This window comes from Pseudomonas sp. EA_65y_Pfl2_P78 (assembly GCF_963970495.1).
Taxonomy (GTDB): domain Bacteria; phylum Pseudomonadota; class Gammaproteobacteria; order Pseudomonadales; family Pseudomonadaceae; genus Aquipseudomonas; species Aquipseudomonas baetica_A.
In genome coordinates, this window is sequence record NZ_CAXAON010000024.1 from 40,528 (window position 1) to 58,011 (window position 17,484).

Genomic DNA, 17,484 nt, shown 5'->3' on the forward strand with positions numbered 1-17,484 from the left:
ATCCAGCCACAAGTCCAGTGTGGGCGCGGGCTTGCTCGCGAAGGCGATGTATCAGGCGCCGCGCCTCTGCCGGCGCGCACCGGTGATGGTGCACAGATGACGCAACGTACGACGAAGCCAGATCAGGTCGTGCCGTGATTTTTGCTGCACCGCTGGTGCCTTGGTGTTGCCAATGTGCCGGGCAAAGTCCGCCGCGAGTGTTTCTTCTGTGCCAATCCCTTTGAGTTTCTTCACAAGCCTGCCGTTCTTGTAGAACAGCACCGTCGGCGTTCCCGTGACCAGCGGATGGCGCGGCGACTCACGGGTATTGAGCATGTAGATGTTGGCACGATGCCGATACGGCTCGGCAGTCTGACGAAAAATCGGCCCGGCCCTTTCGCAGGCGGGGCAGTGTTCGTTGGCGAAGTACAGGATGACCGGCCGCCAGGTTTTCAGGGCTTTACGGTAAATGGCAGGCAAGTCCGAACGACGAGTTGTCGTTTGCATGGAAACCTCCTTGTTCAACGAGTGAGCGCGACTGCAACGTTAACCCCCATCGAACCCTCTCATCTACTGTCAGAGTTGACAGGCAGGCATCACTAAAGCAGTGCGCTCGCTTGATCACGGTGCACCCGAATGTTGCCCGAGTACCCGCCCATGTGTGGCCCTCGGTAGCGTTGGGCAGTGGCACCTCACGTAGCGCCTAATGCCGCACATCATGCATCCCTTTGATTCTTCAAGCATTTCAATCCATTGCAGATTCCTGGCGAATCCTGTGGCACACTTTCTGCTGTCTATTCCGTAGTAACAAACCAAGTTCCGTTGTAGCGGAATAAACAGTCTCAGGAGTGCTTGCCATGCATCGCCGACCTTCCTTGTTCAAAGCGTGTGTTTTTGTTCTTGCAGCTTCTTCAACTGTCATGGGCCTGGCTCAGGCCGCCGACAGCAAGCTCGACAGTGTGCTGGCCCGCGGAAAACTGATTGTGGGCACCGGCAGCACCAATGCGCCGTGGCACTTTCAGGGCGCGGACGGCAAGTTGCAGGGCTTTGATATCGACATCGCCAGGATCGTGGCCAAAGGGCTGTTCAACGACCCGGGCAAAGTCGAGTTCGTGGTGCAGTCGTCCGATGCGCGGATCCCCAATCTACTTACCGACAAAGTCGATATGAGTTGCCAGTTCATCACCGTGACAGCCAGCCGCGCTCAACAAGTTGCCTTCACCCTGCCGTATTACCGCGAAGGTGTTGGCTTACTGCTGCCGAACAACAGCAAGTACAAGGAAATCGAAGACCTGCAAGCCGCAGGCGACAGCGTGACGGTCGCGGTGCTGCAAAACGTATACGCCGAAGAACTGGTGCATCAGGCATTGCCCAAAGCCAAGGTCGATCAGTACGACAGCGTCGATCTGATGTATCAGGCCGTGAACTCCGGCCGCGCCGATGCTGCCGCCACCGACCAGTCCTCGGTCAAATACCTGATGGTGCAGAACCCTGGCCGCTATCGCAGCCCGAGCTATGCCTGGAGCCCGCAGACCTACGCGTGCGCCGTCAAACGTGGCGATCAGGATTGGTTGAACTTCGTCAACACGGCGTTGCATGAAGCCATGACCGGCGTTGAATTCCCGACTTACGCGGCGTCGTTCAAGCAATGGTTCGGTGTTGACCTGCCATCGCCCGCCATCGGTTTCCCTGTCGAATTCAAATGATCCTGTGAGAGTGGGGCGCCCATAACGCGCCCCGCTCAAGGTACTGCTGACCATGAACTATCAGTTGAACTTTGCCGCCGTGTGGCGCGATTTCGACACCTTGCTGGCGGGGCTGGGTCTGGGCCTTGAACTGGCGCTGGTGTCGATCGCCATCGGTTGCGTGATCGGCCTGCTGATGGCGTTTGCCTTGCTGTCCAGGCATCGCGCCTTGCGGGTGCTGGCCTCGGTGTACGTCACGGTGGTGCGTAATACGCCGATCCTGGTGTTGATTCTGTTGATCTACTTTGCGTTGCCGAGCCTGGGGATCCGGCTGGACAAGATCCCGTCGTTCATCATCACCCTGTCGTTGTATGCCGGGGCGTACCTGACCGAAGTGTTCCGGGGTGGCTTGCTGAGCATTCCCAAAGGCCAGCGCGAAGCCGGGCTGGCGATCGGCCTCGGTGAATGGCAGGTCAAGGCCTACGTCACCGTGCCGGTAATGCTGCGCAACGTCTTGCCCGCGCTGTCGAACAACTTCATTTCGCTGTTCAAGGACACCTCGTTGGCTGCCGCGATTGCGGTGCCGGAGCTGACCTATTACGCGCGCAAGATCAACGTCGAGAGCTACCGGGTGATCGAAACCTGGCTGGTGACCACGGCGCTGTATGTCGCGGCCTGTTACCTCATCGCCATGCTGCTGCGTTATCTGGAGCAGCGTCTGGCGATCCGCCGATAGGAGGCAGTGATGTACCAATCCCCCAGTTGGTTGCATGAGTTATGGGTGGCGCGCGAGCCGCTCTGGCAGGGTTTTCTGACCAGTGTGCAGGTGTCGGCGCTGGCGATTTTGTTCGGCACGATGCTCGGCGTCGTCGCGGGTCTGGTGCTGACCTACGGCAAGTTCTGGATGCGCGCACCGTTTCGTTTTTACGTCGACATCATTCGCGGTACGCCGGTGTTTGTATTGGTGCTGGCCTGCTTCTATATGGCACCGGCGCTGGGCTGGCGGATCAGCGCTTTTCAGGCCGGCGCGTTGGGCCTGACGCTGTTCTGTGGCTCCCACGTTGCCGAGATCGTACGCGGTGCGTTGCAAGCCTTGCCTCGCGGCCAGATGGAAGCGGGCAAAGCCATTGGCCTGACGTTTTATCAATCCCTCGGCTACGTGCTGTTACCCCAAGCGCTGCGGCAGATTCTGCCGACCTGGGTCAACTCGTCCACCGAAATCGTCAAGGCGTCGACCTTGCTGTCGGTGATCGGCGTGGCCGAATTGCTGCTCAGCACCCAACAGATCATCGCTCGGAACTTCATGACACTGGAGTTCTACCTGTTCGCCGGTTTTCTGTTCTTCGTCATCAACTTCGGCATCGAATTACTCGGCCGGCACATTGAAAAACGGGTGGCCTTGCCATGACAGACGCTCCAGTTTCCAACGTACAAAACGGCCAGCCACTGCTGGACATCCGTGGCCTGCACAAGCAGTACGGCGCGGTCGAAGTACTCAAAGGTGTCGACCTCAGTATGCAACGCGGCAACGTGGTGACACTGATCGGCTCCAGCGGGTCGGGCAAGACCACGCTGCTGCGTTGCGTGAACATGCTTGAGGAGTTCCAGGGCGGGCAGATCCTGCTCGACGGCGAATCCATCGGCTATGACGACGTCAACGGCAAACGCGTGCGCCACGCAGAAAAAGTCATCGCCCGTCGTCGCGCGATGACCGGCATGGCGTTCCAGCAATTCAACCTGTTCCCGCACTTGACGGCCTTGCAGAACGTCACCCTTGGGCTGCTCAAGGTGAAGAAAATGTACAAGGACGAAGCCGTGGTCCTGGCCGAGAAATGGCTGGAGCGGGTGGGCCTGCTTGAACGGCGTAATCACTTCCCGGGTCAGTTGTCCGGCGGTCAGCAACAGCGCGTGGCGATTGCCCGGGCCATTGCCATGAACCCGAGCCTGATGCTGTTCGACGAAGTCACCTCGGCGCTCGACCCGGAGTTGGTCGGCGAAGTGCTTAACGTGATCAAGGGCCTGGCCGACGAAGGCATGACCATGCTGTTGGTGACCCACGAAATGCGTTTCGCTTTCGAGGTCTCGGACAAGATCGTTTTCATGAATCAGGGGCGGATCGAAGAGCAGGGGCCTCCCAAGGAGCTGTTCGAACGCCCGCAATCACCGCGGTTGGCTGAGTTTCTCAAGAGCACGCGGTTCTAATTTTTGCTTTGTAATCAGGAGAAGTACCCATGAGCATTACTCGATACGGCACCGGCAGCACGGCCGCTGGCGGTCAGCCACGCCCCTTCGCTCGCGCCGTTGAAGCGGATGGCTGGCTGCATGTGTCCGGCCAGGTGCCCGCGGTGGATGGCGAGATCATTGTTGGCGGCATCGTCGAGCAGACCCATCAGACCATGAAGAACCTGATCGCCATTCTCGAAGAGGCCGGTTATGGCCTGGAAGATGTGGTTCGCGCTGGCGTATGGCTGGACGACCCGCGGGATTTCACCAGTTTCAACAAGGTGTTCGGCGAATACTTCAAACCTGAGCACGCCCCGGCACGGGCCTGCGTACAGGCGAGCATGATGGTTGATTGCAAGGTCGAGATCGATTGCATTGCGTACAAGAGAAAGGGTTGAGAGGGGGCTTGCTCGCCAAAGCGCTCTTACCGTCGATGCGGCACTCTCGGTAAACTCCCGGCACTTTCATTGGGGACTGCAGAAATGACCGAAGACACCATCAAACGCCGGGCGCGTGGCCTGGACCGAGCGTTCGATATCCTCGATTTCCTCAAGGAAATCGGCCAGCCGCTGCGCCCGAACGACATCGCCAACGGCATCGGCAGCCCGAAATCCACGGTCTATGAGTTGGTCGCGTCCTTGTTGGAGCGGCGGATTCTGGAACCGGTGGGCAAGGACGGTCACGTCTATCTCGGCCGGCAGTTGTACTTCCTCGGTCAGGCGCACCTGCGTCATTTCGACCTCAGCCGCGAGGCCGATCACGCCTTGCAGGAGATCGTCAGCCAGACCCGTGAAACCGCGCAGATGTGCCTGCTCAATGGGCGCAAGTACACGGTGGCGTTGATGAAGGAAGGTGAACGGCATTTCCGTATTTCTTCCGACATCGGCGAGAACGCGCCGATTCCGTGGACGGCATCCGGTCGTTTGCTACTGGCGCACCTGAGTGACCAGCAAATCGTCGACCTGATCGACGAAGACGATTACATCCTGCCCGACGGTGAACGCTTGTCGCTGGAGCTGTTTCTGGCGCAGATCCGTCAGGCCGGTATCGACGGATTTTTTTCCTTCGACAGCGTCGCCGACACCTTCACCCATTGCTTCGCCGCTCCGGTCAAAGACCCTAATGGCGTGGCCATTTGCACCCTGTGCATCGTCGCACCACGGGCCGATGCGAAGAACAATTACGACGACTATCGCCGGGTTCTGATCGAGAGCGCCAACAGCCTCGCCCGGCGAATCAACGAATAAACGCGGCGGCCTGCGGCCGCGGCTGCGAGGAGTTTGACCATGACGACTGCCATCAATACTGCTGCGCAAAAGGGCGATGCCGCGATCGGCGCGCACCTGGCGCGTGACGTCAGCCTGCCGGCGCTGGTGCTGCACCGCGAAGCGTTGGAACACAACATTGGCTGGATGCAAAAGTTTGTCAGCGACAGCGGCGCCGAGTTGGCGCCCCACGGCAAAACCAGCATGACCCCGGCGCTGTTCAAGCGCCAGCTCGACGCCGGTGCCTGGGGCATCACCCTCGCCAGTGCGACCCAAACCCGTGCGGCCTATACCCATGGCGTACGCCGGGTGCTGATGGCCAACCAATTGGTCGGCACGCCAAACATGGCATTGATTGCCGAACTGCTGGCGGATCCGTCGTTCGAGTTCTATTGCATGGTGGATCACCCGGACAACGTGGCCGATCTCGGTGCTTACTTTGCCTCGCGCGGTGTGAAGCTCAACGTGATGATCGAATACGGCGTGGTCGGTGGTCGTTGCGGGTGCCGTAGCGAGCAGGAAGTCATCGAACTGGCCAAAGCAATCAACGCGCAACCTTCGTTGGCGTTGACCGGTATCGAAGGTTACGAAGGCGTGATTCATGGCGATCACGCGGTCAGCGGCATTCGTGAGTTCGCCGCGTCGCTGGTGCGTCTGGCGGTGCAGTTGCAGGACAGCGGCGCGTTTGCCATTGCCAAGCCGATCATCACGGCTTCGGGGTCGGCTTGGTATGACCTGATTGCCGAATCGTTCGAGGCGCAGAACGCGGGCGGACGTTTCCTCAGTGTGTTGCGCCCTGGCAGTTATGTCGCGCATGACCATGGCATCTACAAAGAGGCGCAGTGCTGCGTGCTCGATCGGCGCAGCGATTTGCACGAAGGTTTGCGGCCGGCGCTGGAGGTCTGGGCTCATGTGCAGTCGATGCCGGAACCGGGGTTTGCGGTGATTGCGCTGGGCAAACGGGATGTCGCGTTCGATGCCGGTCTGCCGGTACCGTTGCTGCGTTACCAGGCCGGTGTGGTGCCGGCGGTGGGCGATGACGTCGGCGCGTGCAAAGTGACAGCGGTGATGGATCAGCACGCGTTCATGACCGTAGCGCCGGGCGTTGAGCTGCGCGTGGGTGACATCATTTCCTTCGGCACTTCGCACCCGTGCCTGACCTTTGATAAATGGCGCGTGGGGTTGCTGGTCGACGAGCAGTTGACGGTGATCGAGTGCATGGAGACCTGTTTCTAAGGCTCGCCAAGGCGTCTGCCCAGACACCCTCGATCAAACAGAGACCCACAAAATGACCAGCCTCAGCCCCTTGGGCCCACACCGCCCGCGCATCGCCTTGATTGGCGAGTGCATGATCGAACTTCAGCAACGCGCCGACGGCAGTCTGCTGCAAAACTTCGGCGGCGATACCCTCAACACGGCCGTGTACCTGTCCCGCGCCTTGGGCGATCAGGCTCAGGTTGACTACGTCACCGCGCTGGGCGATGACAGTTTCAGCGACGCCATGTGCCAGATCTGGACCAGCGAAGGCATTGGCCTCGATCTCGTGCAACGCCTGCCGGGTCGTTTGCCCGGCCTGTATTGCATCCAGACCGACGCCAACGGCGAACGGCGTTTTCTCTACTGGCGCAACGAAGCGGCCGTTCGCGATTGCTTCACCACCCCGGCCGCCGAACCGATTCTGGCGGCGTTACCGGATTACGACGTGCTGTATTTCAGCGGCATCACCCTGGCCGTGCTCGGTGCGCAGGGCCGGGAAAGACTGATCGAAGTGTTGTCCGAGGCCCGCCAGCGTGATGCGCGGATTGTCTTCGATAACAACTACCGGCCCCGTCTGTGGGCGTCGTCGGAGGATGCGAGGGCGGCCTATCGCAGCGTGTTGCCCTATGTCGATCTGGCGTTGCTGACGGTCGATGACGACCAGGCGCTGTTTGGTTTTGCTGACGGCGATGCCGTGTTCGAGGCTTACGCGCTGATCGGCACACCGGAAGTGGTGCTCAAACGGGGCGCCCAGGCGTGTCTGATCCGGTGCGACGGTGAGGTGTTTGAGGTGCCGGCGCAAAAGGTCGAAAAGGTGGTGGACACCACGGCGGCGGGGGATTCGTTCAGTGCGGCGTATCTGGCCAGTCGTTTGCTGGGGGGCAGCCCGACGGAGGCGGCCGCGGCGGGGCACCGGTTGGCGAGTCGGGTGATTCAGGTGCCTGGGGCGCTGATTCCGAGGTAAGCGGTGGATGCCGCTTGCTGCGCAGTCGGTCCGCGAGTCGACCCTTCAGTCCCGGTAAAACACCTGCACCAGGTGATAACCGAACTTGCTCTTGATCGGCCCATGGACCGTGCGCAGCGGCTTCTTGAAAATCACCGCGTCGATCGCACCGACCATTTGCCCCGGCCGCACTTCACCCAGATCACCGCCGCGCTTGCCGGACGGGCAGGTGGAAAATTTTTTGGCCAGCACATCAAACGCTTCACCCTTGGCAATGCGTTGTTTGAGCTGTTCGGCTTCTTCGGCGGTTTTCACCAGGATGTGGCGGGCTTGGGCTTTCATCTTGCGATACCTGATAACGGGGTGACGGCGGGCCGCGGATTATGCCTCAACTCAAGGCGTTTGGCTGAGCATCGTGCGGATCTTGCTGGCCAGAAGCTCAATGGAAAACGGTTTGGCCACCATGTCCATGCCGTCCTCCAGAAAACCCTGACGCTCGGCGGCTTTCTGCGCATAACCGGTCATGAACAGCACCTTGAGTCGTGGGTGCTGCTGCCGGGCGATTTCCGCCAATTGCCGGCCGTTCATGCCCGGCAGGCCAACGTCGGTGACCAGCAAATCCACCCGCACGCCGGATTCCAGCAAGGGCAGGGCGGTCTTCGCGTCTTCTGCTTCGAGGGCGTTGTAGCCCAACTCGTTGAGCAGATCGAGCACTAGCATGCGCACCGCCGGATCGTCTTCGACCACCACCACGGTTTCCCCGGTGACGGTGCTCGGGGTCTGCTCAATCGGCTCCATAGCCGGGTGCTCAGGCTCAACGCCATGCAGGCGCGGCAAGTACAAACGTACGCAAGTGCCCTGGCCCGGCAAGCTGTCGAGGCTGACATGCCCGCCCGATTGCTGGGCAAAACCATAGATCATCGACAAGCCCAGGCCGGTGCCCTGGCCGATGGGTTTGGTGGTAAAAAACGGATCGAACGCTTTCGATCGCACCGAAGGCGTCATGCCGGTACCGTTATCGCTGACCGCCAGCATCAGGTAATCGCCAGCCTTGACTGGCTCAAGCGTCGTGATATCGCTGCCGTCGAGATAGACGTTGGCCGTCTCGATCAGTAACTCACCCCCATGAGGCATGGCGTCCCGGGCGTTGATCACCAGATTGAGCAGGGCGTTTTCCAGTTGGCTGACGTCGGTGCTGACCGGCCACACCTGATCGGCCAGGCGCAATGTCAGTTCGATCGGATCGCCCTTGGTACGGCGGATCAGATCTTCCAGTGAATGGATCAGCGTGTTGACGTTCAGCGTCTTGCGATCCAGCGATTGTCGCCGCGAAAACGCCAGCAAACGGTGGGTCAGCGCCGCCGCACGGTTGGCGGACGACACCGCGGCGTCGGTGAAGCGCCCGATCTCATCGGTCCGGCCGTTGGCGATATAGCGCTGCATCAGGTCGAGGCTGCCAATGATCCCGGTGAGCATATTGTTGAAGTCATGGGCGATGCCGCCGGTGAGCTGCCCGACCGCTTCCATCTTCTGTGCATGGCGCAGCGCGTCTTCGGCGCGCTCGCGTTCGAACATCTCGTTCTGCAGCCGCTGATTGGCCTGAGCCAGTTGCTCGGTGCGGGCGCTGACGCGCTCCTCCAGGGTTTCGTTGAGGTTGCGCAGGGCCTCCTCGGTTTTTTTGCGCTCGGACTCGTCGATCACAAAGATGTAGAAACCATTGACCGCACCCTCTGCGCCCAGGCGCGGCAAGTAGTTCATCAGGGCATGGCGGTTGCTGCCGTCGCGGTGCGGCGTGTAGAGGCTGAATGAGCAAGGCCGGCCCGCCAGCGCTTCGGCGATATACGGTAGGCGCAGGAAATACGCCTCTTCACCTATCACTTCACGAATCGTGCGGCCATAGAGCTCCTGCGGCGTCTGGCCGTACCAGTCAAGATACGCCGCGTTGTTCAGGCGAAAACGTTCTTCGTGGTCGACATAGCTGATCAGGATCGGCATGGCGTTAATGATCAACTGCAACTCGGTCTGGCTTTGACGCAACGCTTGTTCGGTGTGTTTACGCTCGGTCAGATCGAGCGCGGCGCCGAGGAAGCGTACCGGCCGGTCATGGTGATCCTTGTAGCAGCGCCCGCGAGCAAACACCCAGCGCAGTTGTCCGCCAGGTTGCAGCAGACGATATTCCTCGGCGTATTCGGTGCCGTGGGTGATGCAGTGCTTGATGCTGCGCGCGACCATTGCCCGATCCTCGGGATGCACGCCTTGCAGGTACTCGGTGATTGGCAACTGCCCCGACAGGGCGGGATCGATGCCGTGCAATTGAGCAAAATGCGCGTCGGCAATAAAGCGGTCTTCGCCGATGTCCCAGTCCCAGGTGCCCACCGCATCGGTTGCGGCGAGCGCCAGTTGCAGGCGCTCTTCAGTTTCACGTTGGGCTTTGAGGCTTTCGTCGGAGCGCCGTTGCAGTTCCAGAGCAATACGCCGCCGCTCGTTGGTTTCAATCGCCGTGACCAGAATTCCCGCCACGTTTGCGCTTTCATCGCGGATCGGACTGTAAGTCAGGTCGAGCCAGAAATCGGAATCCTTGCCGTCGTGTTGCAGGGTGAAGCGTCGTTCGCTATAGGTGCGCACCTGGCCTTGTAGGACGGCGCTGTAAATCGGGTCAGTGAAGTCTCGAAGTTCCGGCCATATCTGGTGGGCAGGCTGTCCGAAAGCGCTCGGATGCTTGCTCCCGGCAAGCAGGGCAAAGCCGTTGTTATAGATCTGCGTCAGCTCCGGCCCCCACAACAGCAACATCGGCATCGGCGAGTGAATCACGATGTCCACTGCCGTGCGCAGGCTCTGCGGCCAGGTACCGGAGGCGCCCAGCGGGCTTTGGCTCCAGTCGGTACGGGCGATCAGTGCCTGGGCGTCATCGGTGGTGGGTACAGCGTTCATTACATCAATCCTGAGCGTCGGTCGGTGAGGCGGCGTCTACTATCCTAGTTCGGTAGACGCCATTTGGCCCGTCGCGTCACGGCACCGGGCCTCTCTGTTCATTGAAAGCTTCGCGGGTGCTTTTTGCCATGGAAATCGATGCACTGCTCAAACAACTGGCGGACCGTCACGGCTCGGACCTGTTTCTGTCAACAGGCGCACCACCGAGTGCGCGATTCGACGGGGTGCTGACGCCGTTGAGCGAACAACGCTTCAAGCCCGGTGAGATAGCCTCAATCGCCAACTCGGTGATGGACGCCGAGCAGCGCCGGGAGTTCGATCGGGATCTGGAAATGAACCTGGCAATTTCTCGAACCGGTGTCGGACGCTTTCGCGTAAACATTTTTAAACAGCGCAACGATGTGTCGATTGTGATCCGTAACGTCAAGCTCGACATTCCGCGTTTCGAGGACTTGAAACTGCCGCCGGTATTGCTCGAAACCGTGATGCTCAAACAGGGGCTGATCTTGTTCGTCGGCGCCACCGATTCGGGAAAATCAACGTCACTGGCAGCGCTCATCGATCACCGTAACCGCCACAGCAGCGGGCATATCATCACCATCGAAGACCCGATCGAATACATCCACCGTCATCAGCGTTCGATCATCAACCAGCGTGAAGTCGGCGTCGACACCCGCAGTTTTCATGTCGCTTTGAAAAATACTCTGCGTCAGGCGCCGGACGTGGTGCTGATCGGCGAAATTCGCGACCGTGAAACCATGGAACATGCATTGGCGTTCGCCGAGACCGGGCATCTGGTGCTGTCCACCTTGCACGCCAATAACGCCAACCAGGCGTTGGACCGGATTATCAATATGTTCCCGGAGGAGCGGCGGTCGCCGTTGTTGCAGACGTTAGGCGTTAACTTGAGAGCGTGTATCTCACAACGACTTGTGCGCACGGTTGACGGGCAGAGGAGGGCTGCTGTGGAAGTAATGTTGGGAACGCCGACTATTAGCGATCTGATAGGCCGCAATGAATTAGGTGAACTTAAAATGATCGTGGAAAAGTCTGGGGCTGTGGGCATGCAGACATTTGATCAGTCATTGTTCAGTCTGTTTGAAGAACAAGTGCTCAGCGAAGAAGAGGCGTTGAAACATGCTGACTCTGTAACTAATTTGAGGTTGAAGATTAAGTTGCAAATGGACAGTGTTAGTCATCGGGAAGAAGGGCATGATGATTGGGGGTTGTTGGAGTAGTTGGGTGTTGGTTTTTTTGTGGCTTACATATTGGCTTATAAATATCTGATGGCTTATCTAGTTGCGAATGGGGTCAACTTTTCAGGCGCAACTAGAGCGCATAAATATTGATAAGGAAATTGTGATGTCATCTGAGGTTGCAGGAAAGTTGTTCAAGTCTTATGGCGTTTTTTGTCAGGAGCATCAGCGTCGAAAGGCGTTTGATGCTGAAGAGCGAGAGCTCGTACTTGCCCAGTTGCGCGATGGAGTCAAAGAGCAAGGGGTTGATCCGGTTTATAGCTGGCAGGGTTATACCGTTGAGGTGCGGGCAGGCTCGTCTTTTTATGAGGTGTTCAACCCCGGGCGCGTGTTCTGGAGCAAGTTGGCCAACAACGACCGGATCATGAGTGAGTTGCGTCGCCATCGCGCATTGAATATGGCGTTGGTCAGGGTAAATGAAAAAGGTGGAGTTGAAGTCTTTCGCAAGGAAACTGAAAAATGGCATGAAGTGGATCTTGATAATATTCCTCAGCTCACTTATTTATATAAAAATGTTCTGGTCGTTGGTGATATTGCCAAACAGGCTGGCGGGTATATCTATGACGTCGATTATGTCGATATCGATCAATGGCTCAAGTTTCACGGGCTGCCTGTTCCGCAAACGTTGGCGCAAACGAAGAACCTGATCGGTTATTTTGAATTCAATCCGAAAGTGGATGTGCTCGGCAATTTCTGGACACAGTTGGATGCTGAAGATCATTCGCTGATTGTCCTGTCTGCCGAGCAATGTCGCGCCATACGTCTGGTGACTGCACAATTGGTGGGTGCAGGTAAAAAACTGTTGGATGTCCTGCACCGCAATACTGGACAAACCGCCGTCACCGAAGAGAACGTCGCCGGGTGGGTTGGCCGTGTACTGAGCCACACCTTTGCGCGCGATCTGGCCACGGCTTATCTGCAAAAACTGCAGTGGTTTGGTTCTCAGCCGGGAGACACACCCTCAAATTCCGGTCTCGCCCGGTTATTGGTGACCGCACTTTTGTTAGATGTCGATCCATCAATTGGCGGCAGCGCTGTCTGCAAGTCGATTGCCGGCCTTGAGCTTTACGCACCGAGCAATGTCGGACGCGATTCCAAAACCATATGCCAGGAATTGCAGAGCCTTCTGGTGACCAAGCAAATGGCATCAATCGATTTGGCGCCAGTGGCCGCACACTTGTTGTTGGCGGGTATTGCTCCTGAGTTCCTGGTCAAGGGTATTCCGTCTTCGTTACTGTTGGGTTCAGTAGACTGGATGAGTTATTGCCGCGCCGTGGTACTGGCCGAATCAGTACGCAAGGGCGCCTCACGTGTGCTGAGTTATGAACAAATCGTCGCTTATGCCGATCTGGAGCCCTTAACTGAAGCCCAGGTGCATCTGCGTGACCTGGCCATGATCGGTCCGATGGTCGATTGGGCATTGATCAATGAAGTGGTGACATCGTCTGAATTGGCGAGCAACGGAAAAGAAACCACAGAGCGCGCACTGTCTGCCTTTCAGGGGTATGCGGACCATTTCGTACCGCGTAATGGGCGTCTGCCGGACAGGCGCTTGATCGCAAAGCAGGCGCTGGAAGATGCGGCGCCGCTGTGTGATTTTCTGGAAGATAAAGTACTTCACCAGCATCCGGGCCTTGGGTCGTCTCCGACGGCTGCTTGCATGATCGATTTGCATATGTCTGGCGATCTGTCCGGAGGGGAGTGGGATCGGCCGCAAATCTTCCCGGATAATGTCTATTCCAATATTCCTTCCTTGCACGGTGGCGTGACCAATTACCAGCGGCCAAAACAACATGACCCTTCGGTTGCGAGTATCCACGAAGAGTTTCCCCGACTGCGTCGCCTGCGCCCCAATGACCAAGAGTTTCATCGCCAATTACGGGTCTTTGAGACAAACCTCAATCGCTCGTTGATCGCTACGGTGAAACTGGCGCTTTCCAACATGCCTCATGCAGATCTGCAGGCGTTTTTGCAAGGCACCGTCACTTTCTTTACGTTCCGCGACAACGCGATTGAAACCTCCTCGCATCGTATTGCCGGGCCGCTTACCTATGAAGTGAATTACGAAACACGACAAGGCAAGGATGCCGCTACCGGACGCTTCGGGCTATTGATGTGCGTGAAAAATGGCGCTGAGCTTACCTCTTATGAGCTGTTCACTCTGCGAGGCGAACTGATCAAAAACAATCAACTGGGTAATGAACTGGTCAAGAAAGGCTTGTTTCAGCAACCCGCCAGGATTGATTTCAACGGTGATCTGAAGGCGCACGATGACCCTATCGCCAAATCGTCCTTTAATATTGATTTTTCCAAGTACCTGTATGGCGACAGTTCGGAATTCGTTTCGGGCTCTGGTCAAGCAGTTGCGGAAAAGCTTGGCGTGCTCCATGCCGATTCCACATCGGTAAAGCTGGAGCGCAGTGTTTACAGAAACTTCAGCCATCCACAACTTGTGCGCCTTGCCGAGTTCATCGTCAGTCATCATCCGATCATCAGCTTTGACGAACTGGTGGCGGCGGCTGCAGAGCCAACGGAACTGGAAAGGGAGCGGGCCAAAGGCGAGAAAATCGCCACGTATTTTGTTGATCTGGCCGTGCCTTTCAAAAAGTGCATCGAGGACATTTCAAGTGGTGAGCACAACAAAGTCGTCGATGGCGTCTATGGTTGCCTCATGGATGTCATTGCATTGGGAGGCGCATTCTACGGTGCCGGGGTCAAGGCTTTGAGTATTTCCGCCAAGGCAATCTCTGCGGCCAGCAAAGCTGCGCGGGTGACAAAACTCGTGGTGGCGACCTCCGTATCTGCTTTCAATCCGGTCGATGGAGTGCCAACGGCTATATATGGCGTCAGTAAACTCGTTCACAAGGGTTTGCTGCGATTCAGCAAGCCCACGCTGGAACTTCTGGGACTGGCCAAATCTCAATTGGGCACTATGCATGGCAGTAGTAAAGGCAAGAATCTGATCCGCTCAGTCGATAACGCCTCGGCAGCCCAGGGAACATGGCGGCCGAATGCTTCGGTCGCCGACACGCTCACGTGCCTGGCGGCGCGCAATAACTACAAGTGGTATGCACTGGATCGACTGGGCAAGCCTTGGGGGCCAGCCTTGGATAACTTCAACGTGACTGCCAGGATTCAGTTACCACGCATCAATCGAACGCTGCCTGTCAGTTACACGCGACTCTTCCTCGAGCAAAGCCTGCCGCGGGCGCGGGTAAAAATAGAAAGTGCGATCAGTGTGTTGATGAACCATGATTATCGAACTGAGCGTGATGCCCTGATAAAGATATTGATGGGCAAAACGTCCGGCGATGCGGCGAATCGTGTGTTGGATTATCTGCGGGCGATCAGGGCTGATTTTGCCGGCGTTTCCATCAGCAACTTTGTTCTCGACCCGCTCAAGCAGACGAACGATATCGCTGAGTTCGATCCGCAGGCTTACAAGCAATGGAAACGTACCGGTGGGGAGAACCCGATTGCGTTCATCCATATCAATACGCCAAATATCAATCGACAGTTTATCGATAAAGGCATGAACCATGACGTCGTGGCGGATGATGTGATCCACGAGCTATTTCATGGCGTCGCACAGAACCATGATGTTGGCTATGCCCAGGAGGTCGCTGACGCTGCCAGGGCGGGGCAGCAGCTGGACGTGACTGCACTGCTCAATCTTGCCTTGGGGCGACTGCCGGTTGCAGATTCCGACAGCCTCTTGCACCCAAGTGCCATGGCCTTTGAAAACGCTGATTCCCTGGCGGTACTCACTTCGCTTCTTGGTCAGATGAGCATCGATAAAGCGACCTTCGAAAGCAATCTGAAAGTACTGCGCGAAGCCGTTGAGAAAAATGAAGGTAGCACCGTTGTCGGCCCTGTATTGATCAGGCTGAACGTCGCCACTACACACGATTTAACTGATCCGCCCCTGGAAGAAGGCTGGAGCAGACCGGTGTCGCAATCGGGTTCGAATATCTTTAACTAGGTCTCCAGCTCAGGCCGATCCCGAAACTGCTCCAGTGCTTCGGGATTGGCCAGTGCATCGGTGTTTTTCACCGGCCGCCCATGTACCACCTCGCGCACGGCCAGCTCCACAATCTTGCCGCTGATGGTGCGTGGAATGTCCGTGACCGCAACGATCTTCGCCGGCACATGCCTGGGTGTGGTGTTGGCGCGGATCATCTGACGAATGCGCTGCTGCAGCGCCTCATCCAGTGCCAGCCCTTCACGCAAGCTGACAAACAGCACCACCCGCACGTCATCGCGCCACAGCTGACCGATGGCGACGCTGTCGAGCACCTCGGCGATTTTCTCGACCTGTCGATAGATCTCCGCCGTGCCGATGCGCACCCCTCCCGGATTGAGTACTGCGTCGGAGCGGCCATGGATCAGCATTGCACCGTGATGCCGTTGTTCGGCGTAATCGCCCTGTGCCCAGACACCGGGAAACTGGCTGAAATACGATTGGTGCAGTTTTGTTCCGTCCCTGTCATTCCACAGACCGATCGGCATGGCCGGGAAATGCCGGGTGCAGACCAGTTCACCTTTTTCGCCAATCACTGGCTGGCCGACGTCATTCCAGACTTCAACGGCCATGCCCAGGCTCTTGCCCATGATTTCGCCACGACGCACCGCCGACATTGGATTGCCATTGACGAAGCACGAGACGATATCGGTGCCACCAGACATCGACGCCAGGCACACGTCAGGTTTGAAGTCGCGGTAAACGAAATCGTAGCTTTGTGGCGATAGCGCCGAACCTGTGCAAAGCAGCATCTTCAGGCTACCCAGATCATGACTTTCGCGGGGTTTTGCGCCGCTGCTTTCAAGGGTCGCAAGGAACTTGGGGCTGGTGCCGAACACGCTGATACGTTCTTCGTCGAGCAGGCTCAGCAAACGTTGATTGTCCGGATGAAACGGTGAACCGTCATAGAGCACCACGGCGCTGCCAACGGCGAGCGCCGATACCAGCCAGTTCCACATCATCCAGCCGCACGTTGTGTAGTAAAACAGCCGATCCCCGGGGCCAAGATCACAATGCAGAGCGTGTTCCTTGACGTGTTGTATCAGCACGCCGCCAGTGCTGTGGACAATACATTTCGGCACACCGGTGGTGCCGCTGGAATACAGCACGTAAAGCGGATGATGGAAGGGCACCGGGACAAAATCCGGTTCGCCACCGATTTGATAAAAGTCATCCCACAGGGTCACTTCAGCCTGCGTCCGGTAAGACTCGACGCGGGCTTGCGGCCGGGCATAAGGCACGATAATCAACTGCCTCAATGTGGGCAGTTGGCCGAGTATCCCGTTGATTTTGTCGGTCTGGTCGATCGCTTTGCCGGCATAGCGATAGCCCGCGCAGGTGAGCAGCACTTTCGGTTCGATCTGGCCGAAGCGGTCAATGACCCCGTGGGTGCCGAAGTCTGGTGAAGAGCACGACCAGATCGCCCCGAGGCTGGTGGTGGCCAGCATCGCAATCAGCGTCTGCCAAGTGTTGGGCATGCACGCGGCGACCCGGTCGCCGAGGCCGACGCCCGCCGCTTGCAGGCTGGCTTGAAATCCGGCGACGTGTTGGGCCAGTTCGGCCCAGGTCAACTGTTCACGTTGACCGTTTTCCGCCACCGCGACGACTGCCACGGCATCATCGCGGCGACGCAACAGGTGTTCGGCGAAGTTCAGGGTGGCGCCCGGGAACCACTCGGCGCTGGGCATTTGCGCACCTTCGCGCAGCACGGCATCGGGCTGGTCATGAAAGTGGATATCGAAGAAATCGACGATGGCCTGCCAGAATGCTTCGCGCTGATCGATGCTCCATTGGTGCAGGGCCGGGTAGTCGTCCAGGTTCAGCGAATGGCGCTGATTGGCGAAACGCCGGAACGCGTCCATGCGCGAATCGGCGATACGTTTGGCGTCGGGTTGCCAGAGGATGTCGGACATTGTGTGCCTCT

General features: G+C 58.0%; 14 protein-coding genes. 10 read left to right on the plus strand and 4 right to left on the minus strand.

The window, feature by feature from the left end:
• Positions 1-51: 51 nt before the first annotated feature.
• Positions 52-486, minus strand: a complete 435-nt coding sequence (locus AACY02_RS18165) for a thioredoxin family protein (protein WP_339433133.1) — start codon at positions 484-486, stop codon at positions 52-54.
• Between the two features lie 350 nt (positions 487-836).
• Here AACY02_RS18165 and AACY02_RS18170 point away from each other — a divergent pair, with 350 nt between their 5' ends.
• From AACY02_RS18170 to AACY02_RS18205, 8 genes are all read left to right on the plus strand, one after another.
• On the plus strand, positions 837-1,685 hold the full coding sequence (locus tag AACY02_RS18170; protein WP_339433134.1) for a transporter substrate-binding domain-containing protein: 849 nt from the start codon (positions 837-839) through the stop codon (positions 1,683-1,685).
• Between the two features lie 52 nt (positions 1,686-1,737).
• Entirely contained in the window at positions 1,738-2,400 is a 663-nt protein-coding gene (locus tag AACY02_RS18175; protein ID WP_038368362.1) for an amino acid ABC transporter permease, read from the plus strand.
• Between the two features lie 9 nt (positions 2,401-2,409).
• Positions 2,410-3,072: an amino acid ABC transporter permease gene (locus tag AACY02_RS18180; RefSeq protein ID WP_339433135.1), complete on the plus strand. Its 663-nt coding sequence runs from the start codon at positions 2,410-2,412 to the stop codon at positions 3,070-3,072.
• Entirely contained in the window at positions 3,069-3,866 is a 798-nt protein-coding gene (locus AACY02_RS18185; RefSeq protein ID WP_339433136.1) for an amino acid ABC transporter ATP-binding protein, read from the plus strand. The genes AACY02_RS18180 and AACY02_RS18185 overlap by 4 nt, the downstream gene beginning before the upstream one ends.
• A gap of 29 nt (positions 3,867-3,895) precedes the next feature.
• Positions 3,896-4,285, plus strand: a complete 390-nt coding sequence (locus AACY02_RS18190) for a RidA family protein (RefSeq protein WP_339433137.1) — start codon at positions 3,896-3,898, stop codon at positions 4,283-4,285.
• 84 nt (positions 4,286-4,369) lie between these two features.
• Positions 4,370-5,134: an IclR family transcriptional regulator gene (locus tag AACY02_RS18195; protein ID WP_339433138.1), complete on the plus strand. Its 765-nt coding sequence runs from the start codon at positions 4,370-4,372 to the stop codon at positions 5,132-5,134.
• A gap of 39 nt (positions 5,135-5,173) precedes the next feature.
• A complete protein-coding gene (locus tag AACY02_RS18200; protein ID WP_339433139.1) occupies positions 5,174-6,388 on the plus strand; it encodes an amino acid deaminase in 1,215 nt (404 codons plus the stop codon).
• A 52-nt stretch (positions 6,389-6,440) separates the two neighbouring features.
• Positions 6,441-7,373, plus strand: coding sequence for a sugar kinase (locus tag AACY02_RS18205; protein WP_339433140.1), 933 nt, complete (start codon positions 6,441-6,443; stop codon positions 7,371-7,373).
• Between the two features lie 45 nt (positions 7,374-7,418).
• Here AACY02_RS18205 and AACY02_RS18210 read toward each other — a convergent pair whose 3' ends face one another.
• Both AACY02_RS18210 and AACY02_RS18215 read right to left on the minus strand, forming a co-directional pair.
• Entirely contained in the window at positions 7,419-7,694 is a 276-nt protein-coding gene (locus tag AACY02_RS18210) for a peptidylprolyl isomerase (protein ID WP_007912322.1), read from the minus strand.
• A 51-nt stretch (positions 7,695-7,745) separates the two neighbouring features.
• Complete coding sequence (locus tag AACY02_RS18215) at positions 7,746-10,283, minus strand: PAS domain-containing hybrid sensor histidine kinase/response regulator (protein WP_339433141.1); 2,538 nt, start codon at positions 10,281-10,283, stop codon at positions 7,746-7,748.
• 128 nt (positions 10,284-10,411) lie between these two features.
• On the opposite strand from AACY02_RS18215, the gene AACY02_RS18220 reads away from it, so the two are divergent.
• Both AACY02_RS18220 and AACY02_RS18225 read left to right on the plus strand, forming a co-directional pair.
• A complete protein-coding gene (locus tag AACY02_RS18220) occupies positions 10,412-11,521 on the plus strand; it encodes a PilT/PilU family type 4a pilus ATPase (RefSeq protein ID WP_339433142.1) in 1,110 nt (369 codons plus the stop codon).
• Positions 11,522-11,645: 124 nt separating this feature from the next.
• Positions 11,646-15,521: a hypothetical protein gene (locus AACY02_RS18225; protein WP_339433143.1), complete on the plus strand. Its 3,876-nt coding sequence runs from the start codon at positions 11,646-11,648 to the stop codon at positions 15,519-15,521.
• Here the strand turns inward: AACY02_RS18225 and AACY02_RS18230 are convergent.
• Positions 15,518-17,473, minus strand: coding sequence for an acetoacetate--CoA ligase (locus tag AACY02_RS18230; protein WP_339433144.1), 1,956 nt, complete (start codon positions 17,471-17,473; stop codon positions 15,518-15,520). The two genes, AACY02_RS18225 and AACY02_RS18230, sit on opposite strands and share 4 nt — an antisense overlap.
• Positions 17,474-17,484: the final 11 nt, after the last annotated feature.